Consider the following 17,840-nt stretch of genomic DNA (forward strand, 5'->3'; position numbering starts at 1 on the left):
ATGGTCTCTGCGGCGGATTATCTACGCAAGGTGTTGCTCTCTCCCGTCTACGAGGCGGCGCGAGTGACCCCGTTGCAAACGTTGAAAAAACTCTCCGAGCGGCTCGGCAACCATGTCAGTTTGAAGCGGGAGGATCTGCAACCGGTCCACTCCTTCAAGCTGCGCGGTGCCTACCACAAGATCGCCACCCTGACCGAGGAGCAGAAGGCGCGCGGCGTTATCGCCGCCTCTGCTGGCAACCACGCGCAGGGGGTCGCCCTGTCGGCCGCCAAGCTCGGCATCAAGGCGATCATCGTGATGCCCAAGACCACGCCGGATATCAAGATCGATGCGGTACGCCGTCAGGGCGGCAACGTCATGCTGTTCGGCAACAGCTTCGACGAGGCCTACGGCGAGAGCCGCCGCCTCGCCACGCTAGAGGGCTACACCCTGATCCCGCCGTTTGACGACGTCGAGGTGATCGCTGGCCAGGGTACCATCGGCAAGGAGCTGTTGGAGCAGGATACCCACCTCACCCACGTATTCGTGCCGGTGGGCGGTGGCGGGTTGGCCGCCGGGGTGGCGGTCTATATCAAGCAGCTGCTGCCGGATGTGAAGGTGATCGGGGTGGAGGCGGAGGGCTCCGCCTGCCTCAAGGCCGCGCTGGCGTCCGGCGAGCCGGTCAATCTGGAGCGGGTCTCGCTGTTTGCTGATGGGGTGGCGGTCAAGCGCATCGGCGAGGAGACCTTCCGTCTCTGCAACCAGTATCTGGACGAGGTGGTGACCGTCTCCAACGACCAGATCTGCGCCGCGCTCAAAGACATCTTCGATGACTGCCGCGCCATCGCCGAGCCGTCGGGGGCCCTGTCGCTGGCGGGCCTCAAGGCCTACAGCGAGCGGGAGCAGATCAAAGGGGGGCGGATGGCGGCCATTCTGTCCGGCGCCAACGTCAACTTCCACAGCCTGCGCTACGTGTCGGAGCGCTGCGAGATCGGCGAGAAGCGCGAGGGCATGCTGGCGGTGACCATCCCCGAGCGCAAGGGGGCCTTCCTCGACTTCTGCCGTCAGCTCGGGCCGCGCATGGTGACCGAGTTTAACTACCGCTACGCCGATGCCGAGCAGGCTTCGCTGTTCGTCTCGGTGCGCCTCACCGGCGGTGACGAGGAGCTGGGCCAGATCATCGATCAGCTCGGCGGCAACGGCTATCCGGTGGTCAACATGACCGAGAGCGAGCTGGCCAAGAATCATGTGCGCTATATGATTGGCGGCCGCCCGGCCCGGCCCCTTGGTGAACGTCTCTACAGCTTCAAGTTTCCGGAGCAGCCTGGCGCCCTGATGCGTTTCCTCGAGACCCTCGGCTGTCGCTGGAACATCAGCCTGTTCCACTACCGCAACCACGGTGCCGACTACGGTCGGGTGCTCTGCGCCTTCGAGCTGCCGGACGAGGACGTGGCCGCCTTCCACGACTACCTGCGCGAGATTGGCTACGGCTGGAAAGAGGTGAGCGACGACCCCGCCTACCGGTTATTCCTGGCTAGTTGATGGCGAGATCGCTATGAAGAAGGAGGGAGGCGTTGGCCTCCCTCTGTTTTTAAGCTGCAATTGGGAACTTCTGTCTGAGCCATTGAAATCCATGGGCCAGCGCCATCAGTAGCAGAGTGCCGGGCAGCACCGTTTGCCACAGGAATGCTGGCTCTTGTCCTGTCATCAGGATCTGCAAGGGATTGGCGCCTGCCGGAGGGTGAAGAATATTCAGTCCCTGCATCAGTGCGATAGCCAGCCCGGTTGCCAGAGCCATCTGCATTTCAGCAGGGAGGGGAAGCATGCCGATGACCAGTCCGACGCAGGCCGTCAGCAGGTGACCACCCAGCACGTTTTTGGGGCGCGCCAGCGGACTATCTGGCAGGGAAAACAACAACACACAGCTGGCCCCGAAAGGTGCCATGACTAGCGCGACATGCCAGCTCAGATTGAGCCATCCCAATATGCCGATGGTGAGTGCGGCGCTCACACCTGCCCATAACGGGCCATACCATTTTGTCATCATGCTTTCCTCTTGGTTTGCCAGAACTGATTAGGCACATTAGGTAGACAGATCGGTGTACTTCAAGAGGCAAATCATGAGTGAGAAGCGTCAACAACTGGTGGCGACGGCCTACCGTCTGTTCAACCGTCATGGCTTTCATGCCACCGGCATAGATCGCATCTGGGCCGAGGCGGGGAGTACCAAGCGCACCCTCTATCGCCACTTCCCGACCAAGGATGCCTTGATTGAGGAGGTGCTGCTCGTTCGTGACCGGGAGTTCTTCGCCTTGCTTGACCAGCGGCTGGCCGGTGTGAGCGGACGTGAAGCTCGCCTGCAGGCGCTGTTTGACGGTTTTGCAGAGTGGTTTGGCCGCTCTGATTTCTATGGCTGCAACTTTATCAACGCCAGCGCCGAGTTTGCCGACCCACGCCATCCGGTGCGCAAGCTGGTGATGGCCCACAAGCAGGCGTTATTGGGCTGGGTGATAAACCAGCTCAACTGTTCTCTGGCACAGGCCACCGAGCTTTGCCTGTTGCTGGAGGGGGCGATCGTGATGGCTCACAGCTATCAGCAGCCACTGGCGCTGGAGCAGGCCAGAATGCTGGCAAAGACCATTTTGGCCGACGATGGCGCGATAATGCAGGCCGCTTCACACTCCTGAGATGCTGGTCATTTGAGGCTGCGTTCGGATGGGATACCCTGATCGGCGGAGAGGCCGCCTGACGGCTTCACACAGGGAGAGTGCGCACTCAGGCGCCCATAACGACTTATTGCAGAGGCGAAAATATGAATAAATCCATGCTTGCCGTATTGGTCAGTGGTTTGCTGGCGGCCGGAGCCGTGCAGGCCGCTGCTCAGGATAATACCTGGTATGTCGGTGGCAAGGCCGGTTGGTCCAATTACTATGGCGTTGACCACAACCAGTATGCCGAGTCGATTGCCCAGACGTTGGGTAATACCAGCGAGAACACGGATGATCTGGGTCTGGGTCTGTTCGCCGGTTACCAGCTCAACCCCAACCTGGGGTTCGAGCTGGGTTATGACTGGCTTGGCAAATACGACACCACCTCGGGCACCGGCGCCAATACCCTCAATACCGAAGCCAAGAGCCAGATGATTCAGGCCACCATGAAGATCAGCTTCCCGGCAACGAATGTGCTCGATCTTTATGGCCGGCTCGGCGGTGCCTATGCCTGGACGGATAGCGAGATCAGCTTCGCCAATAGCAGCGAGACCGGTAAAAAGCATGGCGCCGCATTTGTCGGGGCGCTGGGTGCCGAGTACGCCATCGATCGTGACTGGGCCGCCCGTCTGGAGTACCAGTACACTACGCCGCTGGGAGATGCCTCTCTCGATCGCTCAGGCATCGAGCTGGATAACGGCCTGATTTCGTTCGGCATGCTCTATCGTTTCGGTCAGCAAGGGGGTGAGGTTGCTGTGCCGGCGCCAGCTCCGGCAGCCGAGCCTGCCCCGGCTGTGGTGGTGGAGCCCAAGACCTTCAGCCTGAGTTCCGATGTGCTGTTCGAGTTCAACAAGGCGACCCTGAAACCAGCCGCCAGCCAGGCGCTCGATGCCCTGTTCAGCCAGATTGTGGCGGCCAATCCGAAGGATGGCGTCGCGACCGTGGTCGGTTATACCGACCGCATCGGCTCCGACAACTACAACCTGGCCCTCTCCGAGAAGCGGGCCCAGAGCGTGGCCAGCTATCTGGTAGCCAAAGGCTTGTATGCTGACAAGGTACGGGTCGAAGGGCGTGGCAAGGCCAATCCGGTCACTGGCAACAACTGCGCCAGCCGTTCCAAACAGGAGCTGATTGCCTGTCTGGCACCGGATCGTCGGGTTGAAATCCATCTGGAAGGGGTTTCCCAGCCGGCGCAGTGATGCTGCGGCTAGAGATGGGATTCGAGAAGAACGGGAGGCCAGGCCTCCCGTTTTCTATGGTCAGCGTGATCGGATGGTGGTGCAGACCTGATTTGCCAACATCATGAGTTATCGAATCTTTTCCTAATAGGAATAGTTATTATATTTCCAGGAAATTACAGGGTAAAAAAATAGAATTAAACTTTGCGCCTGAAGATCCTTTTGGTTAGAATCTCTGCGTGTTATCAATAGACAGGTAAATATTATGGACTGCGACAGTTGTAGCCGATTGCAAATCGCGATGCGGGTTTACCAGAGCTGAGGCCGAATATTTTATCTTCTCTCTCACTCTGATTGCTCGAATCACAAGCATAGAGTGCAGCATCTATATGAGTCAGCATCGACTCTCACAACCTCTTTATCCCGCCTTCATCAGGGATTCCGGTTGTAAATCTGGATCGTTCCGCTCATCTGCGAGCCATGCGCGCCTCGCGACCCCTGCAATTGAACGCTTCATCATGCATCCCGGTACTGCCCGTCAGGGCCGTCACAGCGTCGGAACCATGCATCCGTGCCGTGGTCGGGAAGGGATCAAGCGTAAAATAACAAGATGGATAATCTCATATTGAAAACTATTTCGTTTTCGATATGGCAGGTTGCACATTAAAATAAATGATGTGATTGATTAATATATTTCGGCGGTGGCAAGGGTCGCGCTGTAATATTTCTATAGGCGTGGTTTTCTCCGATGTTCTTACCCGCCAGATATCACTGATACTATTTCCTGCCCGCATCCAGTTATTTCAAACTGTCGTAATCCTGATTTTCTTTATGGGTGATGCCGCTCTAGTTGCGGGATCACCGGATTGGTCCGCTGATAATGCAGACTCGCGGCCATGCCTGCCAACGACAGTGTGTATCGCTGTCCATGGTTCGTCCGGCCCTCTCTCCACCCCACTCGGAGGATATCGTATGACCGAAGAGCCCAAACCTCGACCCTCGGGGTTCACGTCTCCCCACTCCTGATCCCCCCTGCGGGGACGGGATGCGGTGTTCTGACCCCTGATCTGACCCAACCATGCAGGTTAGCTCGACGGCAGACATTTGTCTGACGAGCCGCCCCGTGCGCGCCAGTTGAGCGTGCCGGCAACGAGTCGGGTTCACAGCTTTCGATATCAGTACTGACGCCTGGCCTGGCCCGCGACAGGGCCCTTCTGCAAGCGAAAATCAGGATTTAAAGTTATGAAGCAACAACATACTGCCAGCCGGCACAAGCAACAGGGGTTCGTCGCCCCGGGCCGTGCCAATGAGAAGCTCTCCTCCCGGGTGCTCGACGAGGCCGACAAGTCCCTCGAATACACCCTCACTGCCGTGCGCGGCAATATCGACGGCCTGACCGCGACCGAGGCGGCCAATCGTCTGGTCCAGTTTGGCCCCAACGAGGTGACCCACGACAAACCGCCTCATCCATTGATCCAGCTGCTGCAGGCGTTCAAAAACCCGTTTGTGATGGTCTTGATGGTGCTTGGGCTGGTCAGTTACGTGATGGACGTGCTGATGGCCGAGCCGGGTGATGAGGACTGGGTCAAGGTGATCATCCTCGGTGTCATGGTGGGCCTGAGCGGTCTGCTGCGCTTCTGGCAGGAGTACCGTTCCGCCAAGGCGGCCGAGGCGCTCAAGTCACTGGTGCGCAACACTGCCACTGTACAGCGTCGTCCCTCGCCGGGCGCTACCCCCCAGCGCAAGGAGGTGGCAATGACCGAGCTGGTGGCCGGAGACATAGTGCACTTGCAGGCGGGAGACATGATCCCCGCCGACATCAAGCTGATTGAATCCCGCGATCTCTTCATCAGCCAGGCGGTGCTGACCGGTGAAGCACTGCCGGTAGAGAAGTATGACACTCTGGGAGCTGTGGCCGAGAAGTCGGCAGACGGCAACAGCACAGGGGACGTGGGGTTGCTCGATCAGCCCAACATCTGCTTCATGGGCACCAACGTGGTGAGCGGTACAGCCAAGGCTGTGGTGGTGGCCACCGGCAGCGACACCTACTTCGGTTCGCTGGCCCGCAACGTGGTGAGCCACAAGCGCATCGAGACCAGTTTCGATCGCGGCGTCAACAGCGTCACCAGGCTGCTGATCCGCTTCATGCTGGTGATGGTGCCCATCGTCTTCATGCTCAGTGGTATCAGCAGTGGTGACTGGATGTCGGCGCTCACCTTCGCGCTGGCGGTGGCGGTAGGGCTCACCCCCGAGATGCTGCCGATGATCGTCTCCGCCAACCTGGCGCGAGGGGCGGTGGCCATGGCCAAGCGCAAGGTGGTGGTCAAACGGCTCAACTCGGTGCAGAACTTCGGTGCCATGGACGTGCTCTGCACCGACAAGACAGGTACCCTGACCCAGGACAAGATCATCCTCGAGCACCACTACGACGTGCGTGGCAACCGGGACGACCGGATCCTGCAGCTGGCCTGGCTCAACAGTTATCATCAGAGCGGCATGAAGAACCTGATGGACATCGCGGTGATCGAGCATGCCGATGTGCTGGGAGCTGGCTGCAAGCCGGCTGGTTACAGCAAGGTGGATGAGTTGCCATTCGACTTCGTGCGCCGCCGTCTGTCGGTGATCGTACAGGATGAGCGTGGCCAGCAGCTGATGGTCTCCAAGGGGGCGGTGGAAGAGATGCTGGCCGTCTCCAGCCAGATCGCCGATGGCCAGGAGGTGCGGGATCTGACCGACGCCGATCGCCTTGCCCTGCTGCGCCAGAGCGAGGAGTTCAATGCCGAGGGCTATCGGGTACTGATCGTGGCGACCCGCGAGATCCCGGCAGGCGAGTGCAAGCAGAGCTATCGTACCAGTGATGAGGTCAATCTGGTGGTGCGCGGCTTCCTCACCTTCTTCGATCCGCCCAAGGATTCGGCCGCACCGGCCATCCGTGCGCTGAACGACTATGGTGTGGCGGTCAAGGTGCTGACCGGTGACAATCCCATCATCACCAGCAAGGTGTGTCGTGACGTAGGGCTGGAGCCCGGCTTACCGCTGCTCGGCAAGGATATCGAAGGAATGGATGACGTGGCGTTGTGCGAGGTGGTCAAGCAGACCACCATCTTCGCCAAGCTCACCCCGCTGCAGAAGTCGCGGGTGGTGAAGGCGCTGCAGGCCAACGGCAACACCGTCGGTTTCCTCGGTGACGGCATCAACGATGCGCCGGCGCTGCGGGATGCGGACGTAGGGATCTCGGTGGACAGCGGTGCCGACATCGCCAAGGAGACCGCCGACATCATCCTGCTGGAGAAGAGTCTGATGGTGCTGGAGGAGGGGGTGATCAAGGGGCGCGAGACCTTTGGCAACATCCTCAAGTACCTCAACATGACCGCCAGTTCCAACTTCGGCAACGTCTTCTCGGTGCTGGTGGCTTCCGCCTGGCTGCCATGGGCACCCATGCTGGCGATGCAGATGCTGATCCAGAACCTGGTGTATGACGTCTCCCAGATGCTGCTGCCGTGGGACAAGATGGATCCCGAGTTCCTCAAGCGGCCGCGCAAGTGGGAGGCGAGCAACATCAAGCGCTTCATGCTCTGGCTCGGCCCGACCTCGTCGGTGTTCGATATCAGCACCTACTGCCTGATGTGGTTCGTGTTCGGTGCTGGCGCCCTCTATGCCACCGCCAACGGCAGTATGGATCCGCTGGTCAACGGTCAGGCCATCATGAACTCCGGCTGGTTTATCGAGGGGCTGGTGTCGCAGACGCTGGTGGTACATATGCTGCGTACCCGCAAGATCCCGTTCCTGCAGAGTACCGCTACCCTGCCGGTGCTGCTCTCCACCTCGATCGCCATTGCCATCGGCTGTTACCTGCCCTTCTCGCCTGTGGCTGAGCACTTCGGCTTCATCACTCTGGATGGGCCCAAGTACTTCATGTGGCTGGTGATCACCATGCTGGCCTACATGGGGCTGACCCAGACCGTCAAGAGCATCTACATCAAGCGCCACGGCCAGTGGTTCTGATGACGTGCTAGCTGACGGGCCGGTGTGATCCCGGCGCGACAGAAAAAAGAGAGCCAGCCCACGCAAGCGGACTGGCTCTCTTTATTTGGTGTGACCCGACTCCCTTGTTGGCGAGTACCGGCCTGTGGCTTAGAGCTTGAACAGCGGGCGCAGGCGAATACCGATCAGGCTGCCGGCGAGGGCCATCAGCATCCAGACCCAGCCGTGCAGGCTGCCGGAGGCGGTGCCGTCGAAGAAGCCGCCGAGGTTGCAGGCGCTGTACATGGCGCCCATCCCCATCAGCAGGCCGCCGAGGATGGATGCCAGACTGTTGCCGATCCGCATCGGGGCGAAGTTTCCGCCACCGCTGATGCAGCGCGCCAGCATGGCCCCCAGAATGCCGAGCCAGAACATGCCGACCATGGGATTGATGAAGAGTGGCTGGGCCAGCTTGGGGTTGCCCTCGAACAGGCCGAACAGAGAGGCGCCGCGCAGCGCCATGTCATAGACGGCGCCTGTGATGGTCCAGGCCGAGCCGTGCAGGGCGACGACAGTGGAGTTGAGTATGGCGATGATGATGCCGCCGGTCAGCACGGTGAAGCGGCCATCGCGCCAGAACAGGTTGCCGCCGCTGAAGAGGGGCTTGAGTTCGCCGGTACGCTTGAGTTCGCTGTTGCGAAACAGCAGGAACAGCGCGGCGACCAGCGCCAGGTTGAGCAGCATGCCGCTCCAGATATTGCCGGTCAAATCCTTGGCCAGCACCACATGGCTGGAGAAGGTGGCCTCCAGTTCGGGGCGGAACTGGTTGCTGATGAGGGTGCCGATTCCGTAGCAGATCAGCACCAGCCAGAAGCGGGGTTGTCCCTCGCCGCAGCAATAAAGAGTGCCGGTGGCACAGACGCCTGCCAGCTGCATGCCGATGCCGAACAGGAAGGCACCGACGATGAAGGGAATGCCGATAGCCATCACGTTGCCCACCATGGCATCGCCAAACAGGGCGTGACTAAAGGAGAGGAAGGTGGTGAACAGCAGAATTTCGATGGCGATGGTGAGCAGGTGAACCCGCACATAGTAACTGTTGCGCTTGGTCAGCATTTCGCGCCAACCGAACACGATGCCGAAGCGGCTGAAGGAGAGGGTGAAGCCAAAGCCGAATCCGATCAGGGCCATCAGGGCCCATTTCATACCAAAGGTGTTGCCAAGCCAGAGTAACGCTCCCCCCGCGATTGCCACGATGGGGAGCGACCATTTTCGAGTCATAGCTGTAATTCCTTATAGCTGGATGGAGAATAGGGAGTGCGGATCCTATTCCCACATTGAGTCCAAGGCTACCGGTTTAACAGGTCAGGGGGCGAGAAAATGGCATATCGCTTCTGATGACTTTGTTAGCTACTGATTTGATTTTGAAGGCTTTATATTGCTCGTTGCAGCAGGACGCTTGCCGTTGCGCAGCCCATCCAGCGTGAAGATCAGCAGCGCGCTCCAGATACAGGCGAAAGTAAGAGCCTTGTCCATTGCCAGCTCCTCGCCGTAGAGAGTGACAGCGAGGATGAACATCAGGCTGGGGCCTATGTACTGGAAGAAGCCCAGTGTGGAGAGCTTGAGCCGTGTCGCGGCGGCGGTGAAGCAGAGCAGAGGGGCTGTGGTGACGGCGCCAGCAGCGATCAGCAGCAGGTTGAGGTGCCAGTCGTTCTGGGTGAGATGGCTGGTGGGGCTGTCGGCAATGCCCCACAGATAGATTGCTGCCGGTGGCAGCATGATCATGGTTTCGATCAGCAGACCGGTAAGTGCATCGAGGGCCAGTTTTTTGCGCACCAGGCCATAGATGGCGAAGCTCGATGCCAACACCAGTGCAATCCAGGGCAGGGAGCCAAAGGCGATAAGCTGGATCGTCACCCCGGCAAAGGCCAGCGCCACCGCCCACCACTGCAGGCGGCGCAGTTTCTCGCTCAGAAACACCATCCCCAGCAGCACGTTGAACAGCGGGTTGATGTAGTAGCCGAGGCTGGCATCCAGCATGTGGCCGTTGTTGATGGCCCAGATAAACAGCAGCCAGTTGCCGCCAACGGTGACCGAGGTAAAAGCTAGGGTGAGCAGCACTTTTGGCTGACGCAGCACTGCCTGCACCTTGTGCCACTGGCGGCCAGCCAGGGTGAGCACCATCAGCAGCACGCAGGACCAGATCATCCTGTGGGTCAGAATTTCAGCGGCCGGGACGGCAGAGATGGTCTTGAAATAGATGGGGGCTATGCCCCAAAGGGTATAGGCGCACAGGGCGTAGATGACGCCCTGGCGCTGGATCTGTTGCGGCATGCGGATGACCTTTACTGATGCGTTGGATGCGGGAAAACATCGCAAAAAATCAGTGTAGCGATCCTTTATCGAGGAAAGAAGCGAATAAACGAAGTTTGAGAATACGGTTGGAAGCTGGTCAGCCTTTGCCGCGACGGATCTTGTCGACGTCCATCAACAGCCACAACATCAGGGCGATGGCGGAGATCCAGGGGCCCCAGGTCACGTAGGCCTCGCCGTGCCCCAGCACGAAAAACAGCAGGGGCAACCCGATCACCAGAAAAAGTACGCTTCCCAGAAAAAATAGCATTTTTGTCTTTATATTTAATGGTTTGCTTATTTGATGATTATATCGATTGTGCCGCCTGATGGAAGACCAAAATGCAAAAGGGGGGATTTCTCCCCCATTGCTGATGATGATGGCTATTTATACCTTTATTCGAGCTGGATCCAGGTACTTTTCAGCTCGGTGTACTTCTCCAGCGCGTGCAGCGACTTGTCACGACCGTTACCAGACTGCTTGAAGCCACCAAACGGCATGGTCATGTCGCCGCCATCCCAGTTGTTGACGAATACGGTGCCAGCACGCAGGGCGCGGGAACCCTTCACCGCCTTGTTGAGATCCGCGGTCCAGATCGCTGCTGCCAGCCCGTAGTCGGTGTCGTTGCCCAGTGCAATGGCCTCTTCGAGCGTGTCGAAACCGGTCACTGCCAGCACAGGGCCGAAAATCTCCTCGCGGAAGATCCGCATCTCGGGTGTCACCTCGTCGAAGATGGTGGGCTCGATATAGAAGCCGCCGCTCTCAAGATTGGTGCGTTTGCCTCCCAGCAGTAGCTTGGCTCCCTCCTGCTTGCCAATCTCGACATAGCGCAGCACCTGCTCCATCTGGATGTGATCCACCATGGCGCCGATGCGGGTCGCAGGGTCGAGCGGGTTGGCTGAGATCCACTCGCGGGCATGGGCCAGCAGTCGCTCCATAAATTGCGGCTTGATGCTGTTTTGCACCAGCAGGCGAGAGGCGGCGGTACACACCTCGCCCTGGTTGTAGAAGATGGCGCCAGCGGCGCTCTTGGCCGCGGTATCCAGGTCCAGCGCATCCGCCAGTATGATGTTGGGGCTCTTGCCGCCGCACTCCATAAAGGCGCGCTTGAGGTTGGACTTGCCGGAACACTCCACCAGGTGCTTGCCGATTTTGGTGGATCCGGTGAAGGTGATGCAATCCACATCCATGTGCATGGCCAGCGCCTCGCCCACGGTATGGCCAAAGCCCGGCAGCACGTTGAACACGCCGTCAGGAATGCCTGCCTCCTTGGCCAGACCTGCGATACGCAAGGCGGTCAGGGGGGACTTTTCGGAAGGTTTGAGAATGACCGAGTTGCCGGTAGCGAGCGCCGGCCCCAGCTTCCAGCAGGCCATCACCAGCGGGAAGTTCCACGGCACGATGGCGGCAACGACCCCGAGCGGTTCCCGGGTCACCAGCGCCAGGGCGGATTCCTCGACCGGCGCGACCTGATCGTAGATCTTGTCGATCGCTTCGGCGTTCCAGGCGATGCAGTTGGCGGCGGCAGGGGCATCGTAGCCCATGGCATCGCCGATGGGTTTGCCCATGTCCAGCGACTCCAGCAGTGCCAGCTCCACCTTGTTGAGACGCATCAGTTCGGCGAAGCGCTGCATGATCAGCTTGCGCTGTTTCGGCGGCAGGCCGCTCCAGCGCTTGTCGTTGAAGGCATCACGCGCGGCCTGTACCGCCAGCTCGGCATCGGCGGCATTGCAGGCTGCTACCTTGGTCAGCAGCTTGCCGTTGGCCGGGTTGATACAGTCGAAGGTGGCACCATTGACGGCATCCCGATAGCTACCGTTGATAAAGGCTTGTGAGGGCAGGGTCAGATGGGCGGCCTTGTGTTGCCACTGGGCCAGGGTCAGGTCACTCATGTTCACTCCTTGAACCGGCAAAAGTCATTGTCCGCGTATCAATATGCTAAACATCCTGCCACTTGTAAATCCATTTTGTAACAATTCATTAAACATTGGCGGCTGGCTGACCCCTTATCACCCTGTTAGAAACTGGCGGGGGTATTGGCCGAAATCAATACGCACTCCTGCTCGCCCACATTGCGAAAACGGTGAGGAGTGCGGCTGTCGAAGTAGTAGCCGTCCCCCGGTGTCAGCAGGTAGATCTGCTCACCCACGGTCACTTCAACCTCGCCCTTGATAACGATGCCGCACTCTTCACCCTCGTGGCTCAGCATGTCGTCGCCAGTGTCGGCGCCCGGTGGCAGCACCTCCTGCAACATGCCGATGGCACGGTTGGCACGGCTGTGGCCCACCAGCCGGTAGCTGATGGGGTGAGTGCCGAGATCCGGCATATCGGCGGCGCGAAAGATCACTTCGGAGTCCATTTCGGTCTCGTCAGTAAAGAAGCTGGCCAGTGACATGGGGATCCCTTCCAGCACCTTGCGCAGGGAGGCAACTGACGGGCTCACCTGATTCTTTTCGATCTGGGAGATGAATCCGTTGGTCACGCCCGAGCGTTTGGCCAGCTCGCGCTGGGAGAGGGCCGCCTTGGTGCGAACCGCCTTGAGACGGTGACCGATATCCATCGATAGACACTCCTTGACTGTTTACTATTATTAAATTTGTGTTAAATATCTTATACCACCCTGTAGAGTCATCTAGCTAGGGGTGGCATCAGACAGGGCGATAATGAGCCCTTTTTTATGGATTCAGGTGTTTAATTTAATAGGCAATGGCCAATAGTTGCTAAACACCTTAAGGATGAGGTGACCATGAAACCGATCAGCGACATCAATACTCCCTCCGACATGTCCGCCTTCTGGATGCCGTTCACCGCCAACCAGCAGTTCAAGGCGGCGCCGCGCATCCTGAAGTCGGCGGAGGGGATGTATTATCACTCAGAGGATGGCCGCAAGATACTGGATGGCACTGCCGGACTCTGGTGTTGCAACGCGGGCCATGGTCGGCGCGAGATTGCCGAGGCGGTCTCCCAGCAGATTTCCCACCTCGATTTCGCCCCCACTTTCCAGATGGGCCACCCGTTGCCGTTCGAGCTGGCCAACCGGCTGGTGGAGATCGCTCCCCAGGGCTTTGGCCATGTCTTCTATACCAACTCCGGCTCAGAGTCGGTTGATACCGCGCTCAAAATCGCACTGGCCTGGCAGCGGGCTCGCGGTCAGGGCACCCGCACCCGGCTGATTGGTCGCGAGCGGGGTTATCACGGGGTTGGCTTTGGCGGCATCTCGGTGGGGGGCATTCCTGGCAATCGCAAGTGGTTTGGCTCCCTGCTGACCGGGGTGGATCATTTGCCCCATACCCTCAACATCGCCAAAAATGCCTTCACCAAAGGGTTGCCTGAGGAGGATGTGGCGCTGGCCGACGAGCTGGAGAAGATCGTTTTTCTGCACGATGCCAGCAACATAGCGGCGGTGATCGTCGAACCCATCGCCGGCAGTACCGGCGTGCTGATGCCGCCCAAAGGCTACCTCAAGCGGCTGCGGGAGATCTGCACCAAACACGGCATCCTGCTGATTTTTGACGAGGTGATCACTGGTTTCGGTCGCCTTGGCTCTCCCTTCGCCGCGCAGGAGTTCGATGTCATCCCCGACATGATCACCTGCGCCAAGGGGCTCACCAACGGCGCTATCCCCATGGGAGCTGTGCTGGTGCAAAAGCATATTTATGACGACATGATGGCGGTAGGTAAGGGGGCTATCGAGCTGTTCCACGGCTACACCTATTCCGGTCATCCGGTGGCTGCTGCTGCGGGTCTGGCGACCCTCGAGATCTATCGCAACGAGAACCTGCTTAGCCGCGCCGCGGATCTGGCGGGCTACTGGGAGGAGGCGGCCCATTCGCTGAAGGGCTGCAAGCATGTGAAGGATGTGCGCAACTACGGGCTGGTGGCCGGTATCGAACTTGAATCCATGCCGGATGCGCCGGGCAAGCGCGCCTATGAGGTGTTTGTCCGCTGCTTCGAGAAGGGGGCGCTGATCAGGGTGACCGGCGACATCATCGCCCTGTCGCCACCCCTCATCATCGAGCGCAGCCAGATCGATGATCTCTTCACCCTGCTGCAGGATGCCCTGCAGGCACAACCCTAACCCATTTGATGGCCCCGCGCTGGCGGGGCCTTGCGTTGTCTTGTTCAGCGCAATCACCACATCAATTATCACGGAGGATACATGACATACAGGGTCAGCAACTTCATCAACGGCCAGCCGCAGGAGAGTCGTAGCGAGCGCCAGGGCGCCATCTTCAACCCAGCCTGCGGCAAGCAGCAGGGGAGCGTTGGGCTTTCCAGCGCCGCCGAGTGTCAGGAGGCGATCGCCATCGCCGAGCGTGCCTTTGCCGACTGGTCGCAAACCCCGCCGCTGGTGCGGGCTCGGGTCTTTTTCCGCTTCAAAGAGCTGATGGAGCAGCACAGGGACGAGCTGGCCGAGCTCATCAGCCGCGAGCACGGCAAAGTCTTCTCCGATGCGCAGGGTGAGCTGACCCGCGGGCTGGAGGTAGTGGAGTTTGCCTGCGGCATTCCCCATCTGCTCAAGGGGGAGCACTCCCTCAACGTCGGTCGCGGGGTAGACAGCTACTCCATGATGCAGCCGGTCGGGGTTTGCGCCGGCATCACCCCGTTCAACTTCCCGGCCATGGTGCCGCTCTGGATGTTCCCGGTCGCGATTGCCTGCGGCAACACCTTCATTCTCAAACCCTCCGAGAAGGATCCCTCTCTCTCGCTGCGGATGGCCGAGCTGCTCAAGGAGGCCGGTCTGCCGGACGGCGTGCTCAACGTGGTGAACGGTGACAAGGAGGTGGTGGACGTGCTGCTGACCGACCCGCGGGTCGGCGCCGTGTCGTTTGTCGGCTCCACCCCCATCGCCCAGTACATCTATGCCACCGCCTCGGCCCACGGCAAGCGAGTGCAGGCGCTGGGCGGCGCCAAGAACCATATGGTGGTGATGCCGGATGCTGATCTCGATCAGGCGGTCTCAGCTCTGATGGGGGCTGCTTATGGGGCGGCGGGTGAGCGCTGCATGGCCATTTCGGTAGCCGTGGTAGTGGGTGACGAGACCGCCGATGCCTTGGTAGCCAAACTGAAACCGCTCGTTGAGAAGCTGCGGGTGGGCCCGGGGCTGGGCCAGAGCCCGGAAAACGAGATGGGGCCGCTTATCAGCAAGGAGCATCTGGCCAAGGTGCGCGGTTATGTGGATCAGGGGGTGGCCGAAGGGGCCGCGCTGCGAGTCGATGGTCGCACGCTGAGCCACGACGAGGGTTACTTTATCGGTGGCTGCCTGTTTGACGAGGTGACCCCCGAGATGCGCATCTATCGCGAGGAGATCTTCGGCCCCGTGCTCTCCATCGTGCGGGTGCCGGACTACGAGACGGCGCTGCGACTCATCAATGAACATGAGTACGGCAATGGCACCGCCATCTTTACCTGCGACGGCGACACCGCGCGGGACTTCACGGCGCGGGTACAGGTCGGTATGGTAGGGGTGAACGTTCCCATTCCGGTGCCGATGGCGTTTCACAGCTTTGGCGGCTGGAAGCGCTCCATCTTCGGGCCGCTCAACATGCACGGGCCGGATGGGGTTCGCTTTTATACCCGGATGAAGACGGTGACGGCGCGCTGGCCCCAGAGCCTGCGCAGTGGTGCCGAGTTCTCCATGCCAACCATGAAGTGATGAGCCCAGGGCTCACCACCATGATTTGATTCTCTTGCCCCCGCAGATCGCTGGTCTGCGGGGGCACTTCTGTAAAGGAGCAACAGATGCGATTGGGAATTCTCGATTGTGACCGGCTGGATCCCGATCTGGCGGATCGTTTTGGCCCCGTCTACTCCGAGATGTTTATCAGGGGGTTTCAGCCGCTGGCACCCGAGCTGGAGTTTCGGGTCTGGTCAGCCATCGATGGGGAGCTGCCGGAGGATCTGCACGAGTGCGATGCCTGGCTCATCACCGGCTCGCGCCACGATGCCTATAGCGATATCCCTTGGATCCAGGCGTTGCGTGGCTGGATCCGTCGGGCCCATGATGCCGACGTCAAGCTGGCCGGGATTTGTTTTGGTCATCAGGTGATCGCCCAGGCGCTGGGGGGCGAGGTGGTGAAGTCTACCAAGGGGTGGGGGCTGGGAGTGTCGGTGCACCCCATGTTGGCTGATGAGCCCTGGATGGCGCCGTCTCGTGATCAGATCCGTATTCTGGCCAGTCATCAGGATCAGGTGGCCCTGCTGCCCCCCGGAGCGACCCGGCTGGCGGGCAACGATTTTTGCCCCAACTTCATGTTCCTGCAGGGGAACAACATAGTTGCCATTCAGGGACATCCGGAATTTTCGGTGGAGTACAACCGGGCGCTGATCGAGCGGCGCCGAGGCCTGTTACCCGACGAGCGTTACCAGAGCAGCCTCTCCTCGCTGGAGGGAGAGGTGGATTCGACCACCATGATGCAGTGGTTGCTGCAGTTTTTGGGGATCCTGCCGCTGCGGGCCGGCGCAGCCTGAGCCCGGTTTGTCAGCGACCCCCTTCGGGTGCTAGATTTTGTAGCAAAATGAAGGATCAAGCGCTGCGATGTCGGGATCGGATGATACACTGGCCGCCCTTTGTGGCGGCCTGTTTGTCTGGCGTGATCGCCGTACCAGCTTGAGAGGGTGAAGCCTTGAAACTACAGCAATTGAAGTACTTGATCGCGATCCGGGACCACAACCTCAACGTCTCGGTGGCGTCCGATGCGCTCTATACCAGCCAGCCCGGGGTCAGCAAGCAGATCGGCCTGCTGGAGAGCGAGCTGGGAGTGCGGATCTTCGAGCGCCGTGGCAAGCATCTGCACCGCATCACCCCGGTGGGCGAGGAGATCATCAAGTGTGCCGAGGCGATGCTCAACATCGAGAGCAAGATAAAGGCGATCTCCCGTGAGTATCTGGATCCGACCGTGGGCACCCTCAACATTCACACTACCCACACTATCGCCCGCTATCTGCTGCCCAAGTCGGTTACCTACTTCACCAAGAAGTACCCCAAAATCTCGTTCCACCTCCATCCGGTGATGTCGGCGAGCAAGGAGCAGATCAGCAAGGGTTACTCCGATTTTTCCATCGTTGCCCACGAAATTGGCTTCGACAAGGAGCTGATCGCGCTGCCCGCCTACCTCTGGACCCTCTCGCTGGTGGTGCCGCAGGATCACCCGCTGGCCAAGGTGAAGAAGCCGACCCTGGAGCAGCTCTGCCACTACCCCATCCTCAGTTACGAGAGCGGTGCCACCGGTCGGCAGGTGCAGGATGAGGTGTTTCAGGCGGCGGGGCTGACCCCGAGCTACTACATGACGGTAATGGATGCCGGAGTGATCAAGCGCTATGTGGAGCTGGGCTTTGGCATCGGCATCATCTCCTCGCTGGTGGCCAACGACACCGACAGCCCCGGGCTGGTCTCCATCAATCTGGAGCACCTGTTCAAGCCCTGTCCGGCCCAAATCTGCTTCAGCAAGAGCATTCTGCTGCAGAACTACATGTATGACTTCATCAGCTCTTTCTCGCCTCACCTCACCAAGGAGGTGATCCAGAGCGTGATGCAACAACCGACCCAGGCGCGCATCGACGAGCTGCTGGCCGGGGTGGAACTGCCCATCTATTGATCCCGATCGGATTACCGATCGCTTACGGTTGTCTCTTCAGTCAGGCTGGGCTCTACTCGGG

14 protein-coding genes are annotated in these 17,840 nt (G+C 59.8%); 8 read left to right on the forward strand and 6 right to left on the reverse strand.

Annotated features, from left to right (window positions below):
- Positions 1-1,521 (forward strand): threonine ammonia-lyase, biosynthetic, encoded by a 1,521-nt coding sequence (ilvA, locus tag G5137_RS17540; RefSeq protein WP_421255732.1) that lies wholly within the window; start codon positions 1-3, stop codon positions 1,519-1,521.
- A 49-nt stretch (positions 1,522-1,570) separates the two neighbouring features.
- Here ilvA and G5137_RS17545 read toward each other — a convergent pair whose 3' ends face one another.
- Complete coding sequence (locus tag G5137_RS17545) at positions 1,571-2,023, reverse strand: HPP family protein (protein WP_266135676.1); 453 nt, start codon at positions 2,021-2,023, stop codon at positions 1,571-1,573.
- Between the two features lie 76 nt (positions 2,024-2,099).
- Here G5137_RS17545 and G5137_RS17550 point away from each other — a divergent pair, with 76 nt between their 5' ends.
- The 3 genes from G5137_RS17550 (at position 2,100) to mgtA (ending at position 7,870) form a co-directional block, all read left to right on the forward strand.
- Positions 2,100-2,666, forward strand: coding sequence for a TetR/AcrR family transcriptional regulator (locus tag G5137_RS17550; RefSeq protein WP_266135668.1), 567 nt, complete (start codon positions 2,100-2,102; stop codon positions 2,664-2,666).
- A 125-nt stretch (positions 2,667-2,791) separates the two neighbouring features.
- Entirely contained in the window at positions 2,792-3,886 is a 1,095-nt protein-coding gene (gene ompA / locus G5137_RS17555; RefSeq protein ID WP_216952325.1) for a porin OmpA, read from the forward strand.
- A 1,221-nt stretch (positions 3,887-5,107) separates the two neighbouring features.
- Positions 5,108-7,870 carry a magnesium-translocating P-type ATPase gene (gene mgtA / locus G5137_RS17560; RefSeq protein WP_421255733.1) on the forward strand — a complete coding sequence of 921 codons (2,763 nt, stop codon included), beginning with the start codon at positions 5,108-5,110 and terminating at the stop codon, positions 7,868-7,870.
- 129 nt (positions 7,871-7,999) lie between these two features.
- Here mgtA and G5137_RS17565 read toward each other — a convergent pair whose 3' ends face one another.
- The 5 genes from G5137_RS17565 to G5137_RS17585 all read right to left on the reverse strand — a co-directional run bounded on the left by G5137_RS17565 (position 8,000) and on the right by G5137_RS17585 (position 12,741).
- Positions 8,000-9,109 carry a YeeE/YedE thiosulfate transporter family protein gene (locus tag G5137_RS17565; protein WP_216952316.1) on the reverse strand — a complete coding sequence of 370 codons (1,110 nt, stop codon included), beginning with the start codon at positions 9,107-9,109 and terminating at the stop codon, positions 8,000-8,002.
- Positions 9,110-9,238: 129 nt separating this feature from the next.
- Positions 9,239-10,162: an EamA family transporter RarD gene (gene rarD / locus G5137_RS17570; RefSeq protein ID WP_216952315.1), complete on the reverse strand. Its 924-nt coding sequence runs from the start codon at positions 10,160-10,162 to the stop codon at positions 9,239-9,241.
- A 118-nt stretch (positions 10,163-10,280) separates the two neighbouring features.
- Positions 10,281-10,451 carry a hypothetical protein gene (locus G5137_RS17575; RefSeq protein WP_005341999.1) on the reverse strand — a complete coding sequence of 57 codons (171 nt, stop codon included), beginning with the start codon at positions 10,449-10,451 and terminating at the stop codon, positions 10,281-10,283.
- A 125-nt stretch (positions 10,452-10,576) separates the two neighbouring features.
- Positions 10,577-12,073, reverse strand: a complete 1,497-nt coding sequence (locus G5137_RS17580) for an aldehyde dehydrogenase (protein ID WP_216952314.1) — start codon at positions 12,071-12,073, stop codon at positions 10,577-10,579.
- Between the two features lie 125 nt (positions 12,074-12,198).
- The gene (locus tag G5137_RS17585) at positions 12,199-12,741 is read right to left on the reverse strand and encodes a cupin domain-containing protein (RefSeq protein WP_042012327.1); all 543 of its coding nucleotides are present in this window, start codon (positions 12,739-12,741) and stop codon (positions 12,199-12,201) included.
- A gap of 186 nt (positions 12,742-12,927) precedes the next feature.
- On the opposite strand from G5137_RS17585, the gene G5137_RS17590 reads away from it, so the two are divergent.
- From G5137_RS17590 to G5137_RS17605, 4 genes are all read left to right on the forward strand, one after another.
- Positions 12,928-14,259 carry an aspartate aminotransferase family protein gene (locus G5137_RS17590; RefSeq protein WP_421255734.1) on the forward strand — a complete coding sequence of 444 codons (1,332 nt, stop codon included), beginning with the start codon at positions 12,928-12,930 and terminating at the stop codon, positions 14,257-14,259.
- 81 nt (positions 14,260-14,340) lie between these two features.
- Positions 14,341-15,837, forward strand: a complete 1,497-nt coding sequence (locus G5137_RS17595) for a CoA-acylating methylmalonate-semialdehyde dehydrogenase (protein WP_227341755.1) — start codon at positions 14,341-14,343, stop codon at positions 15,835-15,837.
- Positions 15,838-15,923: 86 nt separating this feature from the next.
- Positions 15,924-16,652 (forward strand): glutamine amidotransferase-related protein, encoded by a 729-nt coding sequence (locus G5137_RS17600; protein ID WP_421255735.1) that lies wholly within the window; start codon positions 15,924-15,926, stop codon positions 16,650-16,652.
- A 155-nt stretch (positions 16,653-16,807) separates the two neighbouring features.
- Complete coding sequence (locus G5137_RS17605; protein WP_033114758.1) at positions 16,808-17,779, forward strand: LysR substrate-binding domain-containing protein; 972 nt, start codon at positions 16,808-16,810, stop codon at positions 17,777-17,779.
- The last annotated feature ends 61 nt before the right edge of the window (positions 17,780-17,840 follow it).

The organism is Aeromonas sp. 600282 (assembly GCF_049175755.1).
Lineage (GTDB): Bacteria > Pseudomonadota > Gammaproteobacteria > Enterobacterales > Aeromonadaceae > Aeromonas > Aeromonas veronii_A.

Excerpts from the sequence above, each read along its gene's own strand:
- G5137_RS17550 (WP_266135668.1), top strand. The coding sequence starts at position 2,100 with ATGAGTGAGAAGCGTCAACAACTGGTGGCGACGGCCTACCGTCTGTTC.
- G5137_RS17545 (WP_266135676.1), bottom strand. The coding sequence starts at position 2,023 with ATGACAAAATGGTATGGCCCGTTATGGGCAGGTGTGAGCGCCGCACTC.
- G5137_RS17565 (WP_216952316.1), bottom strand. The coding sequence starts at position 9,109 with ATGACTCGAAAATGGTCGCTCCCCATCGTGGCAATCGCGGGGGGAGCG.
- G5137_RS17595 (WP_227341755.1), top strand. The coding sequence starts at position 14,341 with ATGACATACAGGGTCAGCAACTTCATCAACGGCCAGCCGCAGGAGAGT.
- G5137_RS17575 (WP_005341999.1), bottom strand. The coding sequence starts at position 10,451 with ATGCTATTTTTTCTGGGAAGCGTACTTTTTCTGGTGATCGGGTTGCCC.
- G5137_RS17585 (WP_042012327.1), bottom strand. The coding sequence starts at position 12,741 with ATGGATATCGGTCACCGTCTCAAGGCGGTTCGCACCAAGGCGGCCCTC.
- ilvA (WP_421255732.1), top strand. The coding sequence starts at position 1 with ATGGTCTCTGCGGCGGATTATCTACGCAAGGTGTTGCTCTCTCCCGTC.
- ompA (WP_216952325.1), top strand. The coding sequence starts at position 2,792 with ATGAATAAATCCATGCTTGCCGTATTGGTCAGTGGTTTGCTGGCGGCC.
- rarD (WP_216952315.1), bottom strand. The coding sequence starts at position 10,162 with ATGCCGCAACAGATCCAGCGCCAGGGCGTCATCTACGCCCTGTGCGCC.
- mgtA (WP_421255733.1), top strand. The coding sequence starts at position 5,108 with ATGAAGCAACAACATACTGCCAGCCGGCACAAGCAACAGGGGTTCGTC.
- G5137_RS17600 (WP_421255735.1), top strand. The coding sequence starts at position 15,924 with ATGCGATTGGGAATTCTCGATTGTGACCGGCTGGATCCCGATCTGGCG.
- G5137_RS17580 (WP_216952314.1), bottom strand. The coding sequence starts at position 12,073 with ATGAGTGACCTGACCCTGGCCCAGTGGCAACACAAGGCCGCCCATCTG.
- G5137_RS17590 (WP_421255734.1), top strand. The coding sequence starts at position 12,928 with ATGAAACCGATCAGCGACATCAATACTCCCTCCGACATGTCCGCCTTC.